The 17,473-nt window shown below is 63.4% G+C and carries 17 protein-coding genes and 2 tRNA genes; 17 read left to right on the top strand and 2 right to left on the bottom strand.

Annotated features, from left to right (window positions below; translation table 11 throughout):
- Positions 1–11 precede the first annotated feature (11 nt).
- The gene (locus BLS91_RS06465) at positions 12–1,586 is read right to left on the bottom strand and encodes an MFS transporter (protein WP_092339932.1); all 1,575 of its coding nucleotides are present in this window, start codon (positions 1,584–1,586) and stop codon (positions 12–14) included.
- Positions 1,587–1,747: 161 nt separating this feature from the next.
- Here BLS91_RS06465 and BLS91_RS06470 point away from each other — a divergent pair, with 161 nt between their 5' ends.
- The 12 genes from BLS91_RS06470 (at position 1,748) to BLS91_RS06525 (ending at position 12,327) form a co-directional block, all read left to right on the top strand.
- Positions 1,748–2,368 (top strand): mycothiol-dependent nitroreductase Rv2466c family protein, encoded by a 621-nt coding sequence (locus BLS91_RS06470; RefSeq protein ID WP_092339933.1) that lies wholly within the window; start codon positions 1,748–1,750, stop codon positions 2,366–2,368.
- Positions 2,369–2,377: 9 nt separating this feature from the next.
- Positions 2,378–2,869 (top strand): ribose-5-phosphate isomerase, encoded by a 492-nt coding sequence (locus BLS91_RS06475; protein WP_092339934.1) that lies wholly within the window; start codon positions 2,378–2,380, stop codon positions 2,867–2,869.
- Positions 2,870–2,875: 6 nt separating this feature from the next.
- The gene (locus BLS91_RS06480) at positions 2,876–3,859 is read left to right on the top strand and encodes an Fpg/Nei family DNA glycosylase (protein ID WP_092339935.1); all 984 of its coding nucleotides are present in this window, start codon (positions 2,876–2,878) and stop codon (positions 3,857–3,859) included.
- Positions 3,860–3,906: 47 nt separating this feature from the next.
- Complete coding sequence (locus BLS91_RS06485; RefSeq protein ID WP_092339936.1) at positions 3,907–5,499, top strand: multicopper oxidase family protein; 1,593 nt, start codon at positions 3,907–3,909, stop codon at positions 5,497–5,499.
- A gap of 153 nt (positions 5,500–5,652) precedes the next feature.
- Positions 5,653–5,844: a Flp family type IVb pilin gene (locus tag BLS91_RS06490; protein ID WP_092339937.1), complete on the top strand. Its 192-nt coding sequence runs from the start codon at positions 5,653–5,655 to the stop codon at positions 5,842–5,844.
- Positions 5,845–5,905: 61 nt separating this feature from the next.
- Positions 5,906–6,358, top strand: coding sequence for a TadE/TadG family type IV pilus assembly protein (locus BLS91_RS06495; RefSeq protein WP_244288008.1), 453 nt, complete (start codon positions 5,906–5,908; stop codon positions 6,356–6,358).
- Entirely contained in the window at positions 6,346–7,365 is a 1,020-nt protein-coding gene (locus BLS91_RS06500; protein ID WP_092339939.1) for a pilus assembly protein TadG-related protein, read from the top strand. The genes BLS91_RS06495 and BLS91_RS06500 overlap by 13 nt, the downstream gene beginning before the upstream one ends.
- A gap of 8 nt (positions 7,366–7,373) precedes the next feature.
- The gene (gene cpaB, locus BLS91_RS06505) at positions 7,374–8,099 is read left to right on the top strand and encodes a Flp pilus assembly protein CpaB (protein WP_092339940.1); all 726 of its coding nucleotides are present in this window, start codon (positions 7,374–7,376) and stop codon (positions 8,097–8,099) included.
- A gap of 41 nt (positions 8,100–8,140) precedes the next feature.
- A complete protein-coding gene (locus BLS91_RS06510) occupies positions 8,141–9,034 on the top strand; it encodes a CpaE/TadZ family protein (RefSeq protein ID WP_158252796.1) in 894 nt (297 codons plus the stop codon).
- Positions 9,031–10,485 carry a TadA family conjugal transfer-associated ATPase gene (locus tag BLS91_RS06515; protein WP_198412807.1) on the top strand — a complete coding sequence of 485 codons (1,455 nt, stop codon included), beginning with the start codon at positions 9,031–9,033 and terminating at the stop codon, positions 10,483–10,485. The genes BLS91_RS06510 and BLS91_RS06515 overlap by 4 nt, the downstream gene beginning before the upstream one ends.
- Positions 10,482–11,438, top strand: coding sequence for a type II secretion system F family protein (locus BLS91_RS06520; protein ID WP_092339943.1), 957 nt, complete (start codon positions 10,482–10,484; stop codon positions 11,436–11,438). Before BLS91_RS06515 ends, BLS91_RS06520 begins: the two co-directional genes overlap by 4 nt.
- 10 nt (positions 11,439–11,448) lie before the next feature.
- Positions 11,449–12,327, top strand: coding sequence for a type II secretion system F family protein (locus BLS91_RS06525; RefSeq protein ID WP_092339944.1), 879 nt, complete (start codon positions 11,449–11,451; stop codon positions 12,325–12,327).
- Between the two features lie 402 nt (positions 12,328–12,729).
- Here BLS91_RS06525 and BLS91_RS06530 read toward each other — a convergent pair.
- Positions 12,730–12,800 (bottom strand) — tRNA-Gly (locus BLS91_RS06530).
- A gap of 183 nt (positions 12,801–12,983) precedes the next feature.
- Here BLS91_RS06530 and BLS91_RS06535 point away from each other — a divergent pair.
- The 5 genes from BLS91_RS06535 to clpX all read left to right on the top strand — a co-directional run bounded on the left by BLS91_RS06535 (position 12,984) and on the right by clpX (position 17,397).
- Positions 12,984–13,057, top strand: a tRNA-Pro gene (locus BLS91_RS06535).
- Positions 13,058–13,100: 43 nt separating this feature from the next.
- A complete protein-coding gene (gene tig / locus BLS91_RS06540; protein ID WP_158252797.1) occupies positions 13,101–14,507 on the top strand; it encodes a trigger factor in 1,407 nt (468 codons plus the stop codon).
- A gap of 165 nt (positions 14,508–14,672) precedes the next feature.
- Positions 14,673–15,275, top strand: a complete 603-nt coding sequence (locus BLS91_RS06545; protein ID WP_092339946.1) for an ATP-dependent Clp protease proteolytic subunit — start codon at positions 14,673–14,675, stop codon at positions 15,273–15,275.
- 27 nt (positions 15,276–15,302) lie between these two features.
- On the top strand, positions 15,303–15,986 hold the full coding sequence (locus tag BLS91_RS06550; RefSeq protein ID WP_092339947.1) for an ATP-dependent Clp protease proteolytic subunit: 684 nt from the start codon (positions 15,303–15,305) through the stop codon (positions 15,984–15,986).
- A 133-nt stretch (positions 15,987–16,119) separates the two neighbouring features.
- On the top strand, positions 16,120–17,397 hold the full coding sequence (gene clpX / locus BLS91_RS06555) for an ATP-dependent Clp protease ATP-binding subunit ClpX (protein ID WP_092340195.1): 1,278 nt from the start codon (positions 16,120–16,122) through the stop codon (positions 17,395–17,397).
- The last annotated feature ends 76 nt before the right edge of the window (positions 17,398–17,473 follow it).

The following is a 17,473-nucleotide window of genomic DNA, read 5'->3' on the forward strand; positions in this document are numbered from 1 at the left end:
CACGCGAGACGTTAGATCTTCGCCGGCTCCTGAATGGGGATGGCGTAGGTCGGCGGCTCGAAGGTATGGTCGAACGGCATTTCGTCGGTGTCGAGCAGCGGGTTGTCGTCCTGGGTCTTGACCAGTTCGTGCGCCTCTTCGTGGGTGTTCACACTCGGCATGGAGCCGGGCAGCGGACGGTTGGCCGATTCGCGCAGGAAGAAGATGGCGATCGCCCCGATGAACGAGGTACCCATGAGGTAGAACGCCGGCATCATGTCGTTGCCGGTGCCCACGATGAGGGCCGCGATGATGAACGGCGTGGTACCGCCGAAGATGGCCACCGCGAAGTTGTACGAGATGCCCATGGCGCCATACCGGCTCGCCGTCGGGAACAGGGCCGGCAGGGCCGAGGCGAGGTTCGAGACGTAGAACGTGACCGGGAATGCGATGAGCGCCAGGCCGAGCAGGGTCGACCAGATGTCGCCGATACCGATCAGCAGGAACGCCGGGGACGACAGCACGACCGTGCTGACGGCTCCGATCCAGAGCACCGGGCGACGCCCGATGCGGTCGGAGAGCCGGCCGGCCAGCGGGATGCACAACGCCATGACTACAAGAATCGGAATGGTCAGCGCCGTACCGTGCAATTCGTCGTACCCCTTATTCTCCGTGAGGTAGGTGGGCATATACGAGGTCAGCGCGTAGCCGACGGTGTTCGCGGCGGCGACCAGAATCATCGCGATGATGATGTTGCGCCAGTACGCCTTGAAGATGGCGATCGGGCCCTTGGGAGTGTCGGCCGTGGCACCGATGGGGTTCTTCTGGGCTTCCTCCTGCGCGTCGAGCGTGGCCTGGAAGGCGGGGGACTCGTCGATCTTCATGCGGAAGTAGATGGCGATCAGGCCGAGCGGCCCGGCGATGAGGAACGGCACACGCCAGCCCCACGCCTCCATCACGTCCTGGCCGAGGGTGAGCTGCAACACAGAGACGAGTGACGCGCCGATGGCGAAACCGAGGTAGCTGCCCATGTCGAGAAAGCTCGCGAAGTAGCCGCGCTGCTTGTCGGGCGCGTGCTCGCTGACGAAGGTCGTCGCCCCGGCGTACTCGCCACCGGTCGAGAAACCCTGCACGAGCTTGACGAACACCAGCAGCACCGCCGCCCAGACCCCGATCTGCGCGTAGCCGGGCAGCAGCCCGACGGCGAAGGTCGACGCGGCCATCAGAATCAGCGTGGTCGCGAGCACCTTCTGCCGACCGATGCGGTCACCGAGCCAGCCAAAGAACACGCCGCCGAGCGGGCGGGCGAAGAAGGTGGCCGCGAAGGTGCCGAGCAAAAACAGGGTTTGAACGGATGCGTCCGCCTCCGGCAAAAAGACCGGACCCATGGTGGTGATGAGGTAGCCGAAGATTCCCACGTCGTACCACTCCATGGTGTTTCCCACGATCGTGCCGCCGAGGGCGCGCTTCATGATGGGCTTGTCGACGACGTTGACGTCGGACACGGCGATACGGCGGCGGCGAAGAGACTTCAGGGGCTTTGCCCGGGCTGCCGAGGCGCTCCGGGCGCTGGACGTCGGGTTGGATGTGCTTCGGTCAGTGAGCATAAGAATTTCTCCCGTGGAGATATTGTGCTGCGAAGACACAGCTGTACTGCGTGGTGCAGATTTTTTTCAACCCACCCACAATACCCCCTCACGGGGGGCATCGCCCAAATGTTGGGTCTAACTTTCGGGGATGACTCAGGAGTGCTGCTTAGGCTGGGGGCATGACTGATTCTGTAGATTTCTGGTTTGACCCCTCGTGCCCCTGGGCCTGGATGACGTCGCGCTGGGTTGACGAAGTGGCACACCTGCGCGAATTTGACGTGACCTGGCACGTGATGAGCCTCGCCGTTCTCAACGAAGACCAGGACGTCAGCGAGGAATACGCCGCCTTCTTCCCGCGGGCACTCAAGTACACCCGACTCGTGGCCGCGGCCAACGAATTGCACGGCCAGAAGATAGTCAAGGCGCTCTACGACGCGCTCGGCACCCAGATTCACCTTGGCGGCAACCGCAATCCCGACGAGGTCATCCCCGCCGCGCTCGCCGAGGTGGGCCTTCCCGCGAGCTTCGCCGCCTTTGCGGACAGCGACGAGTACGACGCTCAGATGCGTGCCAGCCACTTCGACGGCATCAACCGGGTCGGCCAGGATGTCGGCACCCCGGTCATCGCGGTCAACGGCGTGGCCTTCTTCGGACCCGTCATCTCCCCGGCACCCATGGGCGACGACGCTCTCACGCTCTGGGACGGCGTGGTCGCGCTCGCGAGCTACGACGGGTTCTTCGAGCTCAAGCGCAGCCGTACCCGCGACCCAATTTTCGCCGAGGTCGTCGGCACTAAATAGGATGGTGACATGCGCATCCACATCGCCACGGACCATGCCGGTCTCGACCTCAGCCACCACCTGATCACGCACCTGCGTGCGGCGGGCCACGAGGTCATCGACCACGGGCCCCAGACCTACGACGCCCTCGACGACTACCCCGCGTTCTGCATCAATGCCGCGCAGGCCACCGTCGACGACCTTGAAGGAGGCATTGAAGCGCTCGGTGTCGTGTTCGGCGGCTCCGGCAACGGCGAGCAGATGGCCGCCAACAAGGTGACCGGCGCCCGCGCCGCCCTGGTCTGGAACCTCTCTACAGCCAGGCTCGCCCGAGAACACAACGACGCCAACGTCATCTCGATCGGTGCCCGCGAGCACACGATCGAGGAGGCCACCGGCTTTATCGACGCGTTCATCGCCGAACCGTTCAGCGACGAGGAGCGCCACGTGCGTCGCATCCGTCAGCTGGGTGAATACGAGATCACCGGAACCATTGCCGGCAAGAACGTCGACGGCAAGTGAGCTGAGGTGCCCGAAGGTCATTCCGTTCATCGCATTACCCGACAATTCCAGCGCAACTTCGTCGGGCACCGCGTCACCGTCTCGTCGCCGCAGGGCCGTTTTGTGGTCGGCGCCGCCCAGCTCAGTGGCCACACCATAACGGATGCCCGCGCCGTCGGTAAGCAGATGTTTCTGGAGTTCGACCACGGACTGTGGTTGCGCATCCACTTAGGAATGTACGGCGCCTGGGACTTCAGCGGCGAGATTCTGATGGATGCCACGATGGCCTCGGCCAACGGGAGGATGGGTCAGACCAACCAGCACGGCACCGACCTCGCTACGTATGACTCGGCCGGGGAAAACTCGATCTTCAGCATCGGAGCGCCCCGCAGTACCCGGGTGCGGATGTCCGAGCAGGAGAAGGAGATCGACCTGGCCGATGCCTTTCCGCCTGAGCCGGTCGGACAGGTGCGGGTGCGCCTCTTGAGCGACACGGTGTGCGCCGACCTGCGCGGCCCGACCGCTTGTGAGGTTCTCGACCCGGCCCAGGTCGACGCCGTGATCGGTAAGCTCGGCCCCGATCCGGAACAGGGCAACACGCCCGAGGCCGAGGAACGTTTCGTGAGCGTCGTGCGCAAGAAGCCCACGCCGATCGGCCGGCTGCTAATGGACCAGAGCGTGGTCAGCGGCATCGGCAACGTCTACCGCGCCGAGATGCTCTTTCGTGCCGGCCTCAACCCGCACGCCCCCGGCAAGTCGCTCAGCGATGACACCGTGCGCGCGCTCTGGCAGGACTGGGCGCACCTGTTGCACATCGGCGTCGCGACCGGTCAGATGATGACCATGGACAAGCTCGAGGGCGACGAGTATCGCCTCGCCATGAAGAGGCGCGCCGACCGGCACTGGGTCTACAAGCGCGAAGGCCTGCCCTGCCGGGTCTGCGGCACCCACATCGTGCTCGAAGAGATGGCGGCTCGCAAACTGTACTGGTGCCCGCGCTGTCAGGCCTGAGCACCGCCGTGGTGTGAGGGCGCCCGGCACACTGCGAAAATAGGGTAATGATCCAGAGTCGACTTGCCCGGCCGCGCCGTCGTGTGGCAACCATCATCAGCGGCACGGTGGTCGCCGCCGTGACACTCGCCGTGGGCCTGACCGCCTGCACCAGCGACACCGGTGCCGGCGTGATCGATACCGTCGGTACCATCGATTTCGTGAACCCGCTCGCCATCCCGCCATTGGCGGAAGCGACCGTGAATGCTGCCGGGGAGCGAGTCTTCGACCTTACGGCCGAGGAGGGCACGACCGAGTTCACTCCCGGCGTCGCCACTGACACCTGGGGTTACAACGGCAGCTATCTCGGCCCGACCCTCGTCGCGAAGCGCGGCGACGACGTGCGCATCAATGTCGGCAATGACCTCGATGAGGCCACGACCGTGCACTGGCACGGCATGAACCTGCCCGCCGAAATGGATGGCGGCCCGCACCAGACGGTCGAACCCGGCGCCAGCTGGAGCCCGAACTTCACGATCGACCAGCCCGCAGCGACCCTCTGGTATCACCCGCACCCCACCGAAAAGACCGAACACCAGGTTGAGATGGGGTTGGCCGGCCTGTTCCTGCTGCAGGACGACGAGGAGTCGGCGCTCAACCTGCCGCGCAGCTACGGGGTCGATGACATTCCCGTCGTCGTGCAGGACCGCCGCTTCGACGACAACGGCCAGTTTGTCACTGACGTGCGTGGCTACATCGGGCCGATCGGCGACCAGCTGCTGGTCAACGGCACCCTCGCGCCCTATCTCGACGTGACCAGCGATGTCGTGCGGCTGCGACTGGTCAACGGGTCCACCGCGCGCCTGTACGACTTCGGGTTCAGCGATGGGCGCTCGTTCGACCTGATCGCAACCGACGGGGGACTGCTCCGCGAGGCGGCACCGATGGACGGCATCCGCTTGTCACCGGGGGAACGTGCTGAAATTCTCGTGAAAATGACCCCGGGTGAGACCGTGAAACTGCAATCCACCCCGCCCGATCTCGGCACGTCGGCCAGCGCAGCGACGCGCAACGCCGGCGACGACACCCTCGACGTCATGGAACTGCGCGCGGCCGACGCGCTCAGCAGCATCGGCGCCACGCCGACCACCCTGGCCAACATCGTGCCGCTGGACAAAGCGGATGCCACCACCGACCGTTCCTTCACCCTCAACGGCTACACGATCAACAACCGGCTGATGGACATGACCCGCATCGACGAGACCGTCGAGGCCGGCGCCACCGAGGTGTGGACCGTCGACAACGCCATGCCGCTTCCGCACAACTTTCACGTGCACGCCGTGCAGTTTCAGGTGTTGCGGGTGGGGACCGAGTCGCCGCCAGCCGAACTCTCCGGGTGGAAGGACACGATCTATCTCGAACCCGGCGTTCGCTACGAATTGATCATGCAGTTTGCGGAATATACCGATCCGAACTTTCCGTATATGTTCCACTGCCACATGCTCGCGCACGAAGATGCCGGAATGATGGGCCAGTTCGTGGTCGTCGGGCCGGGCGAGCAGGCCGGAACGCCACCGACCGCTCACGACGCGATCATTTCGCGGGAGAACCTGGCCGTCGGAAATGGCCCGCGCGTACTGACGCCAGACCACGGGCATTGACGTAACGCACTCTCTTTCGGACCCATGAGTATGGTCTACGGCCCAGCGCCTGACCAGCCCCAGTTTTGGTATTTGTGAGCAAAACTCGTGTCGAATATATTTCAGCTACCGATCGGCACTCAGGCTGATTTCTCACAGAATGGACTACCCGACATGAAGTTCTTCACCCAGATTTCCGCATTCGTCAACAGCCTGCGTTCAGAAGAAAAGGGTGCTACCGCGGTGGAGTACGGCCTCATGGTCGCGCTGATCGCCGTCGCCATCATCGTCAGCGTCACCCTGCTCGGGACCAACCTTGGCACGCTCTTCACCAGCGTCGCCGGCAAACTGCCCGTCATTAAGTAGCCAGCGATAGAACTCGGTCGGCCGGTCGGTCGACCGAACGGCACAGTGACAGCGGTAAAAGGTGGCGGCTTCCGCAGGGAAGCCGCTGCCGCTCAAGCTGAAGGGACCTCCGATGTTGGGGTTACGTCGACGACTGATGCGCCTGCACTCTGGTGAACGTGGCGCGGCAGCGGTGGAGTTCGCGCTGGTACTGCCAATTCTCATCATTCTTATCTTCTTCATCATCGAGTTCGGTCGGCTGTACAACATCCAGATCTCCATCACCGGAGCCGCCCGCGAGGGTGCCCGGTCGATGGCGATTCACAACGTCGTGGACGACGCGAAGACGGCCACCCTTAATGCCGCCCCGTCAGTTCCACTGACAGCTGGGGAAGTCACAGTCAGCCCGACCACCTGTGCGACCGATTCGACCATTACGGTTACGGTCAAACACACGGTCGATCTCATCTCGGGCTACCTTCCATACACATCAATGGTGCTCACCGGAAAGGGAGTCATGCTGTGCGGTGGCTAAATCATCTGCTCCGCGCCGAGCGCGGCGCCAGCGCCGTCATGGTCGGCATCCTCATGATTCCCCTGCTGGGATTCCTGGCGATCGCGATCGACGTCGGCGCCCTCTACGCCGAAAAAGCGCAACTGCAGAACGGGGCGGATGCAGCAGCCATTGCCATCGCCCGCAACTGCGCCGTCGACGGCCTGTGCAACTCCCCGACCACGGTCGCGAACCAGGCTCAAGACTTTGCGAATGTCAATTCAAACGACGCGAAATCCAATGCCTCAGCGGTCGTGCCCGCGCCGTCACCCGCGCCTCCCAACAGCGTTCAGGTTGTAGCGACGACTTTGGAGGCATCTGGAGCGTCCGCGATTAGGCCGTTCTTCGCCATCGGAGCTGCTCCAACGACAATGAGCGTGGTAGCGCAGGCGGAGTGGGGTTCGCCCGAAGCCGCCAACGTGTTGCCACTCGCTATTTCTTACTGCGAATTTCGGCCGGCTCTCGACGGCAAACTACAGCTCATTCGCTACGATCGGAATCTGGAGTGCGCTGGCCGCGACGGGCACCCTATTCCGGGAGGTTTCGGCTGGATTGACCCGATCGCCGACACCTGCGAAGCTGCCGTCAACCTTACCAGCGAGACCGTACCCAGCGACCCGGGAAACGACCCGCCGACGAGTGACTGCGACACGTACTTCAACGCCATGCTGAACACCACGATCTTGGTGCCCATCTTCGATCGCGCCTACGCCAGCAACGGCAACGACGCCGTGACGGGAGCCGTGGGCAGCTACCACATCTATGCCTTTGCCGCCTTTCGCATCACCGGGTGGAAGTTCAGCGGAAACAATAATCTTCCGATGACCAGCCTCGATCCAGTTGCGCAAGCCTCGCCGGCGACGAAATGCACCGGAAATTGCAGGGGCATTCAGGGATATTTCGACCACTGGGTGTCGGTTGACTCGGCAGAAGTACAAGAGCTCGGCGGACCGAATCTCGGCGCAGAGTTTGTCAGACTCATCAAATAGGAGATCCCATGAAAACCCGACTTATCGGTGCGATCGTCGCGATTATCTTGGCCCTCGTGGGCACCTTCGCGCTCACCGGCTACGTGCGCGGTGCCGATGCCCGAGCGGCAGACGGCGCAGCCTTGGTCTCCGTGTTCGTCGTGACGACTCAGATTCCGCAGGGCACCAAGGCTGAAGACATCACCACGTTCATTGAACAGAAGCAGATTCCTGCGGTAGCCGCCGTTCCGGGTCGGGTGACCAAACTGAGCGCGCTTGCTGGCACGGTAGCGGATGCTGCGCTCGTACCCGGCGAGCAGCTGATCAGTTCTCGTTGGGTCGAAGCGGCCGACCTCGCCGCCCGCGGTGACGTCAAGGTTCCCGACGGCATGCAGGTGCTCACCCTCGCGTTACCGCTGGAACGAGTCGTGGGCGGCGTGCTCAAAGCCGGCGACACCGTGGGAGTGGTGATCACCGCGACCAAAACCGTCGACGGAACGGAAATGCTGCTGAGCAAGCAGGTCTTCCACAAGGTGCTGGTCACGGCCGTACAGGCCGGCACCACGACGACGCCCGACGCTGGCGCCGATGCCACCCCGGTGAGCGTCATTATGGTCACTCTGGCCCGCACCACCCCCGACATCGAGTCCCTGGTCTGGGGCCAGCAGTTCGGAACGGTCTGGCTCACGATCGAACCCGACAAGGCTACCGAGGCCGGCTCCCGGGTCGTCGACGGGTCGGAGATGTTCCGGTGAGGCAAATGCAAAGTTTCGGGCCCCTGCCGCAAGGTAGCCCAGTGGGGGCAAACCCCGTATCCGACCAGGTGATTGTCGAAATGCCGGATGGACCGGTCGGCCTGGCAGCGGCGACGAGTACCCAGCCAGCGGCACAAGACCTTCCTCCGACTGGCAGCCCACCAAGACGTCGCATCATCGCGGTCGTCGCGGCGAAAGGCGGCCTCGGCAAGACCACCGTCGCCACGAACCTCGCCGTCGGACTCGCCCGGCTGGCCCCGCACTCCGTCGTGCTCATCGATGCTGACGTGCAATTCGGAGACGTTGCAATGGCGCTTTCCCTGGAGCCGGCGCTGACCCTGCCCGATGTCGTCTTGGGGAACGCCGTCGACGATCTCATGGTGCTCAAGTCCTCGCTGACCGCACATTCGAGCGGCTTCTACACGGTGTGCGGTTCCGACCAGCCGGATGCCGGCGATCGCGTCACCGGCGATCAGCTCGGTCATCTCATCAATCAACTCGCTGACGTCTTTCAGTACATCATCATCGATACAGCGCCGGGGCTCGGCGATCATGCTCTCGCTGCCTTGGAGCTAGCCACCGATGCCGTCTTCCTCTGCGACATGACTGTACCCAGTGCCAGGGGGTTGCGCAAAGAGCTCGCCGTGCTCGATCGCATTGGCATCATGCCGCCCGCGCGTCACGTCGTGCTCAACCTCGCCGATCGGCGCAGTGGGCTGAGCGTTCGAGATGTCGAGGCGACCATCGGTGTGCCGGTCGACGTAGCAGTGCCCCGTTCCACCCTGGTCTCGGTGTCGACAAACCGGGGCGTACCGGTGTTGCAGGAGGGCGGACGAAGTCCCGTCGCCCGCGCCCTCGACAGGCTGGTCGCCCGGTTTGACGCCGGTGCCCCCAAGAAAACCTTTCAGCTGCACAAGAGGGTGGATATCTCATGAGACTCAATGAACGAATGGACGCCGCACTGCGCGACGGTCCGCTGGCCCGCGTTGACCGCACCGCACCGCTGCATCCGCTGCCAAGCGTGCCTGACGACGGCGTCGTACCGGCAGCCCGTACCGCCCCACCAGCGGCGGCGCCGCCGATCGTCGTCGATCCGCTTGCCGACATTAAGGAGCGGGCGGCCCAGGAACTGTTCGAGCGCATCGGGTTTCGCCTGAACGACTCAAGCCTGACCGAGGAACAGCTGCACAGCTACGCCAGAACCGAGCTGGGCAACATCGTCACCGACGAGCAGGTGCCACTCAATTCTGACGAACGGGCGCGCCTGATCAATGAGATCGGCGACGACGTGCTCGGCTATGGTCCGCTGGAATCGCTGCTCGACGACGACACCGTGACCGAGATCATGGTGAACGGCCACGAGCAGATTTGGGTGGAACGCTTCGGCCGGCTGTCCCGCAGCGATACCCACTTCACGAGCGAGGCCCAGCTTCGCCGGGTGATCGAGCGCATCGTGTCCAAGGTCGGTCGCCGCATCGACGAATCGTCTCCGCTCGTCGATGCCCGCCTGGCCGACGGTTCCCGGGTGAACGCCATCATCCCGCCGCTCGCTGTGGACGGCTCCTCCCTGACCATCCGCAAATTCGCCCGGGAACCGTTCACGGTGACCGACCTCATCCGCTTGGGAACGATGAGCATCGAAATGGCACAGGTGCTCGACGCCTGCGTCAAGGCACAACTGAACATCATCGTGTCGGGTGGAACGGGGACTGGTAAAACGACCCTGCTCAACGTACTGTCCGGGTTCATTCCGGAGCGAGAGCGCATCGTGACCATCGAGGATGCGGTCGAGCTGCAACTGCAGCAGGAACACGTCATCCGCCTCGAATCCCGCCCAGCCAACATCGAGGGCAAGGGCGAGGTCACCATTCGTGACCTTGTGCGCAACTCCCTGCGCATGCGGCCCGACCGCATCGTCATCGGTGAGTGCCGTGGTGGCGAGACCCTTGACATGCTTCAGGCCATGAACACCGGGCATGAGGGGTCGATTTCCACGGTGCACTCCAATTCGCCGCGCGATGCGATCGCGCGCATGGAGACACTCGTGCTGATGGCGGGCATGGACCTGCCGGTGCGGGCGATCCGCGAGCAGATCTCTTCCGCCATCGACGTGATCGTGCAGATCAGCCGCATGAAAGACGGCTCTCGGCGCATTACCCATGTCACCGAGGTGCAGACCATGGAGGGGGAGATCGTCACCCTTCAGGAGGTGTTCGTGTTCGATCACCACGCCGGGGTCGATCCTGCGGGAAACCTGCTCGGTCGCGCGATAGCCACTGGCGTTCGGCCACGTTTCGCCGATCGCTTCGCCGACCTCGGTATCGTTTTGGACCCGAGTGTGTTCCAGGCCGACCTGCTGACCCGCAGCGCGAAGGCACTGCGATGAGTACCGCGATCTTTGCGTTCGGTGTGCTGTGCGTTGTTGCCGCACTGCTCGTGGTCGTGCTTCTTGTCATTGCGCCGCCGATGCTTCGCGTGCCGCTGGATCGTCGCCGCGCTCCCGGCGCGGTAGAGGTGTCCGGGCTGACCCGGCTCACCGACCGCACCGTCGGAGCAATCGACCGAGTGATCCGGCGACGCAACGTGGTGCCGTTCACCGCAGCCGAGCTGGAGCAGGCTGGGATCCGAATGCAGCCATCCGCTTTTGTGCTCATGGTGATTTCCGCAGCGGCGGTGGCAGCCCTGCTCGGCCTGCTTCTCGGTGACGGCACCGTTTGGATGGTGCCCCTCATGATTTTGTTCGCGGCACTCGCCGTCGTCGGCGCCAAGGTCTGGCTCCGGTTGCGCACAGGGCACCGCCGCGCCAAATTCGCCGATCAGCTTGACGAATCACTCGGGCTGCTGGCCGGCGGACTGCGCGCCGGGCACAGCCTGATGCGGGCAGTGGATGCCGTCAGCCACGAAACCGAACAGCCCACGTCCGATGAATTTGCGCGCATCGTGAACGAAACACGCATCGGCCGTGACCTGAGCGACTCGCTCGAGAGTACGGCAGTGCGCATGCGCAGTGAGGATTTTCAGTGGGTCGCCCAGGCCATCTCGATTAACCGCGAGGCTGGTGGCAACCTCTCAGAGGTGCTCGACCAGGTGGGTCACACCATTCGGGAACGCAATCAGGTTCGGCGTCAGGTCAAATCCCTCGCCGCTGAGGGAAAGCTCTCGGCTTGGGTGCTCGTGCTCCTGCCGATCGGAGTGTTCGCGTTCCTGCTCATCAGCCAGCCCAATTATTTCAACGGGTTCCTCGGCAACATCATCGGAATCATCGCGATCATCGTGGCCGCCGTTCTGCTCATTGTCGGTTCGCTCTGGATGATGGCCGTCGTCAAAGTGAAATTCTAAGGAGAAGCGGATGCCCCCGATACTCACCTTTTTCGCCGCCCTTGCTGTGGCCGGCGGCCTCGCCGCTGTCGTAGCCATTCTGGTCGGAGCCCGCCGAACCGACCCGGTCGCCGACGCGGTCATTGTGCTGCCCGGATTGGGTCGGCCGGGCCTGCTGCCTCATCGCTCGGGACTGCTCGCGGCCAGTCGTGAGTTGGCACCAAAGGGGTACGTGGGCTTTCTTGACCACCGCCTCGCCCTGGCCGGCCGCCCCGCCGCCTGGACCATCGATAAGATCTTCATCGCCAAACCAGCCCTGGCCGGAGCCGGCCTGCTGCTCGCGGTGCTGTGGATCACCAACGACCCCGTTCCGCTGCGCATCCTGGTCGGAAGCCTGCTCGTGGTGATCTGCTTCTTCGTGCCCGACCTGCTGCTGTACAGCCGTGGTCAGGAACGCCAGGCAGCCATGCAGAACGCGCTCGCCGACACGCTTGACCAGATGACCATTTCGGTCGAGGCCGGCCTCGGCTTTGAGGCGGCGATGAGCAAGGCCGGAACCAATGGGTCCGGGCCGCTGGCTGAGGAGCTCATCCGCACTCTGCAGGACATGAGCATCGGCCGCAGCCGCAAGGATGCCTACCTCGCGCTCGCCGATCGCACCGATTCCGCCGATCTGCGCCGCTTCACACGGTCGGTCATCCAGGCCGACACCTACGGCATCGCAATCGCCGACGTCCTACGGGTGCAGGCAGGGGAGATGCGTCTGCGCCGCCGTCAGCGTGCGGAGGAGCAGGCGATGAAGGTGCCGGTCAAGGTCATCTTCCCGCTCGTGTTCTGCATCCTGCCGGTGCTGTTCATCGTGCTGCTGACGCCCGCGGTGATCAACATCATGAAGGTCTTCTCGCTCTGAGCCCGGGGAGATCGTGACCAGGCGTGGACAGAACCGCCTCCGCTGCAGCAGGGGAGGCGGTTCTGTGTGGGTGGGCCCTGGATCAGGCGAGGTTGCAGGTCACCTTACTGTTGCCGGGGTTGACCGTGGCGAGATAAGTTGCCGCCGGTGCCGTCCAGTTGGTGAAGTGCCGAGCGGCCACGACGATTGTGAAGCCGACGCCACGTAGCCGTCGTCGGTGAACAGCGCAAAAGTCATTACGGCGCTCAGCCCGAGAACGGCGCCAGCCGTGAGAACGGCTTGGGCACGTACCGGGGACTTCTTGGGTAGAAAACTACGGTGCTAATCACGGGTTGGGTTGCGCCTCACCTTGCGGGAGACACGCAGAACCGAAGCCATCTGGCTTCGGTCCCTTCAATTGGGAGGGGTCGACGGGAATCGAACCCGCGTCATAAGTTTGGAAAACTCAGGCTCTACCATTGAGCTACGACCCCACGCCCAACATTCGGGCACTGGAATAGCGTAGTACAAGAAACCGGGCACCGGATGCCAGTGCGGGCGTATCCGCTCGAATGCCGTGCATTAGACTGACTGAGGTCAATCCGGCTGTCGCAAGCTTCTGCCTGCGCCGACAGATTGATTCCCCAACAAAAGTAGTACCAGCGGATCGAACGATCCGGGGCGTAGCTCAGCTTGGTAGAGCGCTCGTTTTGGGGGCGAGAAGTCGCAGGTTCAACTCCTGTCGCCCCGACATTACCCGCAGCACACCGTTTCAATACACAGGAGAGTCTCGAGTGAAGTCCACGGTCGAAAAACTGAGCCCCACGCGCGCCAAGCTCACCATCACGGTGAGCCCCGACGAGCTGAAGCCAGCCATCACCCACGCCTACGGCCACATTGCCGAAGACATCAACATCCCCGGTTTTCGTAAGGGAAAGATCCCGCCCGCGATCATCGACCAGCGCGTCGGCAAGGCTGCCGTTCTGGAACACGCCGTCAACGAGGGCCTCGACGGTTTCTACCGCGCCGCCGTCGAAGAGAACAAGCTGCGCCCGCTGGGTCGCCCCGAAGCCGACATCGTCGAATGGCCGAGCAACACCGACTTCTCCGGTGATCTGCTTCTCGCCATCGAGGTTGACGTGCGCCCCGAGATCGACCTGCCCGACTACGCCGGCCTCAAGCTCACCGTCGATGCTGTCTCGGTCTCCGACGAAGAAGTCGCGGAAGAACTCGACAAGCTGCGCAGCCGTTTCGGCACGCTTATCACCGTTGACCGCCCCGCCAAGACCGGCGACTTCGCCCAGATCGACCTGAACGCCGCGATCGACGGCGACGAGGTTGACACCGCCAGCGGAATTTCCTACGAGGTCGGCTCCGGCGACCTCATCGACGGCATCGACGAGGCGCTCGATTCGCTCAGCGCCGGCGAGACCACCACCTTCAACTCCGACCTCATGGGCGGAGACCACGAGGGTGAGACGGCCGAGATCACGATTACGGTCATCGCTGTCAAGGAGCGCGAACTGCCAGAGGCCAACGACGACTTCGCTCAGATCTCGAGCGAGTTCGACACGATCGCCGAGTTGACCGAGAGCCTCAAGGTTCAGGTCGAGAATTCCAAGGCCTTCGGCCAGGGCAGCCAGGCCCGCGAGCGTCTCATTGAGACGCTGCTTGGTTCGGTCGACGTTCCGATCCCCGCCGCGATCATCCTCGACGAGGTGAACCGTCACCTCGAGGGCGAAAGCCGACTCGAAGACGACACCCACCGCGCCGAGGTCACCGAGGCTAGCGAGAAGACGTTCCGTCAGCAGATTCTGCTCGACACGATCGCCGAAGCGGAGCAGGTCAAGGTCAGCCAGGACGAGCTGACCCAGTACCTCATCCAGGGCGCCAGCCAGTACGGCATGGACCCGAGCGAGTTCGTACAGACGCTCAACACCAACGGTCAGATTCCGTCGATGGTCGCCGAGGTTGCCCGTAACAAGGCCCTCGCCATCGCCCTGGGCAAGGCCGAGGTCGTTGACTCCAACGGCAAGCCGGTCGACCTGAGCGAATTCACCGGCCCGGTCGCTGATGATTCCGCCGACGACGCCGCTGTCGAAGCGGATGCCGCCACCAGCGACGACGACGCCCCCGTCGTCGAAGCCGACGCCGAGGTTGAAGAGAAGCCCAAGAAGAAGAAGGCCGCTGCCAAGAAGTAGCGGTTGTTTGCGTGAAAGGGCCGGCTGGAATCTTCCCAGTCGGCCTTTTGCATGCTGAGGGAGCCGTGTGCGCGGCCCGGTAATCTGCCGAGGGCGAACAGAGCCGTTTTCGCTCGCGCGCTCCGATAGATTCATTGAGAAGCGACAACTGAAACGGAGCACGACATGGCCGACCCGACACCCACCAACGGTGTATTTGACCGACTGCTGAAGGACCGCATCATCTGGCTCGGCTCAGAGGTCCGTGACGAAAATGCCAACGAGATCTGCGCCAAGATCCTGTTGCTGGCAGCCGAAGACTCGAAGCGAGACATCTACCTCTACATCAACTCACCCGGTGGTTCGATCACCGCCGGAATGGCAATCTACGACACGATGCAGTTCGTACCCAACGATATTGTCACCGTCGGTATCGGCATGGCCGCCTCGATGGGGCAGTTCCTGCTGACCAGTGGAACCAAGGGCAAGCGGTACATCACCCCGAACGCCCGGGTGCTGCTGCACCAGCCGTCCGGAGGATTCGGCGGCACGGCTGCCGACATCCAGACCCAGGCGCGCCTCATTCTCGACATGAAGCAGCGACTGTCGGAGATCACGGCCGCGCAGACCGGCAAGACGCCAGAGCAGATCAACGCCGACGGTGACCGCGACAACTGGTTCAGCGCTCAGGAAGCCCTCGAATATGGTTTCGTCGATCACCTCCGCGCATCCGCTTCGGATGTCATCGGCGGCGGCGGCACTGACCCCGACGCGGCAGTCACCAAGTAGTCCACCGAAACTGAACAGGAAGAAATCATGACTATCCCCACATTCGGTGGAACGGCCTACAGCTCGATGGGCGGCTCGACCAAGAACGCTCCTGAATCTCGCTACATTCTCCCCACCTTCGAAGAGCGCACCGCCTACGGCTACAAGCGCCAGGACCCTTACGCCAAGCTGTTCGAAGACCGCATCATCTTTCTCGGTGTGCAGGTCGACGACGCCTCGGCCGATGACGTCATGGCCCAGCTCCTCGTGCTCGAGAGTCAGGACCCCGACCGCGACATCACCATGTACATCAACTCGCCCGGCGGTTCGTTCACCGCTATGACGGCGATCTACGACACCATGCAGTACATTCGTCCGCACGTGATGACCGTGTGCCTCGGCCAGGCGGCATCCGCTGCCGCAGTGCTGCTTGCCGGTGGTACAGCGGGCAAGCGTCTCGCCCTGCCGAACGCGCGCATCCTCATTCACCAGCCCTCGGTTGGTGGCCAGGGCGGCGGCCAGGCCTCGGACATCGAGATTCAGGCAGCCGAGATTCTGCGCATGCGCGTTTGGCTTGAAGAGACCCTCGCTCACCACTCCAACCGGAGCGTGGAGCAAGTCAACAAGGACATTGACCGCGACAAGATCATGAGCGCGGCCGAGGCCCTCGAATACGGCCTGATCGACCAGGTTCTGACCAGCCGCAAAAACCTTCCGATGCTGGTCAAATAGCCTGTGACCTGAACCGGTACGACCGGCGCGTCGCCTGCGGGCGGCGCGCCGTTTCGGTTTATGGCGTGCTGCACGTAACTGTCACACGCACAGGCTAGGCTCAATTGCAGCGAGACCAATGGAGGAGGCTGACATGGCCCGAATCGGTGAAAGTGCCGACCTGCTCAAATGTTCCTTCTGCGGAAAGAGCCAGAAGCAGGTGCAACAGCTCATCGCCGGCCCCGGCGTGTACATCTGCGACGAATGCGTCGAGCTGTGCAACGAAATCATCGAAGAGCGACTGGCTGAAGCCGGCTCTGAAGCCATCGCCGGCGAGTTCGACCTCCCCAAGCCCAAAGAAATCTTCGGCTTCCTCGAGGAATACGTCATCGGGCAAGAACCCGCCAAGCGTGCCCTCGCCGTCGCCGTGTACAACCACTACAAGCGCGTGCGGTCACGAGCCACGCTCACCGCCGCTGAGGCCATTCACGACGACGTTGAGATCGCCAAGTCCAACATCCTGCTGATCGGCCCCACCGGCTGCGGCAAAACCTATCTCGCCCAGACTCTGGCCAAGCGCCTCAACGTCCCCTTCGCCGTAGCGGATGCGACGGCCCTCACCGAAGCCGGCTACGTCGGTGAAGACGTCGAGAACATTCTGCTGAAGCTCATTCAGGCCGCCGACTACGACGTCAAGCGGGCCGAGACCGGCATCATCTACATCGACGAGATCGACAAGATCGCGCGCAAGGCCGAGAACCCGTCCATCACCCGCGACGTGTCGGGCGAGGGCGTGCAGCAGGCGCTGCTGAAGATTCTCGAGGGCACCATCGCGTCGGTCCCCCCGCAGGGCGGGCGCAAGCATCCGCATCAAGAGTTCATTCAAATCGACACCACGAACGTGCTGTTCATCGTGGCCGGTGCGTTCGCCGGGCTCGAAGACATCATCTCGTCCCGCGCCGGCAAGAAGGGCATCGGCTTCGGGGCACCCCTGCACATCAAGGGCGACGACATCAACCTGTTCAGCGAAGTGCTGCCCGAAGACCTGCACAAATTCGGGCTGATCCCCGAGTTCATCGGCCGACTTCCCGTCGTCACGACCGTCACCCAGCTCGACCAGGTGGCCCTCATGCAGATTCTGACCGTTCCCAAGAACGCCCTGGTGCGTCAGTACCAGCGCATGTTCGAACTCGACGGGGTGGAGCTCGAGTTCGAGCAGCCGGCCCTCGAGGCCATCGCCGACCTCGCCGTGCTGCGCAAGACCGGTGCCCGTGGGCTGCGAGCCATCCTCGAAGAGGTACTCGGCCCGGTCATGTTCGAGGTGCCGTCCAGCACCGACGTGGAGCGGGTCATCATCACCCGCGACACCGTGCTGAACAACGCTCCGGCGGAGATGGTGCTGCACAAGACCCGCCAGGTCAAGTCCGCCTAGCAGCGTACGCGTTCAGGTGCGTCAACCTCCGGGTTGAGCGAGGCCGGCACTGTCCTGCCGCCGCGGTGGGCAGGGC

This window comes from Cryobacterium flavum (assembly GCF_900103805.1).
Classification (GTDB): Bacteria; Actinomycetota; Actinomycetes; order Actinomycetales; family Microbacteriaceae; genus Cryobacterium; species Cryobacterium flavum.

Coding starts and splice junctions, on each gene's coding strand:
- BLS91_RS06465 (WP_092339932.1), bottom strand. CDS start 1,586: ATGCTCACTGACCGAAGCACATCCAACCCGACGTCCAGCGCCCGGAGC.
- BLS91_RS06470 (WP_092339933.1), top strand. CDS start 1,748: ATGACTGATTCTGTAGATTTCTGGTTTGACCCCTCGTGCCCCTGGGCC.
- BLS91_RS06475 (WP_092339934.1), top strand. CDS start 2,378: ATGCGCATCCACATCGCCACGGACCATGCCGGTCTCGACCTCAGCCAC.
- BLS91_RS06485 (WP_092339936.1), top strand. CDS start 3,907: ATGATCCAGAGTCGACTTGCCCGGCCGCGCCGTCGTGTGGCAACCATC.
- BLS91_RS06490 (WP_092339937.1), top strand. CDS start 5,653: ATGAAGTTCTTCACCCAGATTTCCGCATTCGTCAACAGCCTGCGTTCA.
- cpaB (WP_092339940.1), top strand. CDS start 7,374: ATGAAAACCCGACTTATCGGTGCGATCGTCGCGATTATCTTGGCCCTC.
- BLS91_RS06515 (WP_198412807.1), top strand. CDS start 9,031: ATGAGACTCAATGAACGAATGGACGCCGCACTGCGCGACGGTCCGCTG.
- BLS91_RS06520 (WP_092339943.1), top strand. CDS start 10,482: ATGAGTACCGCGATCTTTGCGTTCGGTGTGCTGTGCGTTGTTGCCGCA.
- BLS91_RS06525 (WP_092339944.1), top strand. CDS start 11,449: ATGCCCCCGATACTCACCTTTTTCGCCGCCCTTGCTGTGGCCGGCGGC.
- BLS91_RS06545 (WP_092339946.1), top strand. CDS start 14,673: ATGGCCGACCCGACACCCACCAACGGTGTATTTGACCGACTGCTGAAG.
- BLS91_RS06550 (WP_092339947.1), top strand. CDS start 15,303: ATGACTATCCCCACATTCGGTGGAACGGCCTACAGCTCGATGGGCGGC.
- clpX (WP_092340195.1), top strand. CDS start 16,120: ATGGCCCGAATCGGTGAAAGTGCCGACCTGCTCAAATGTTCCTTCTGC.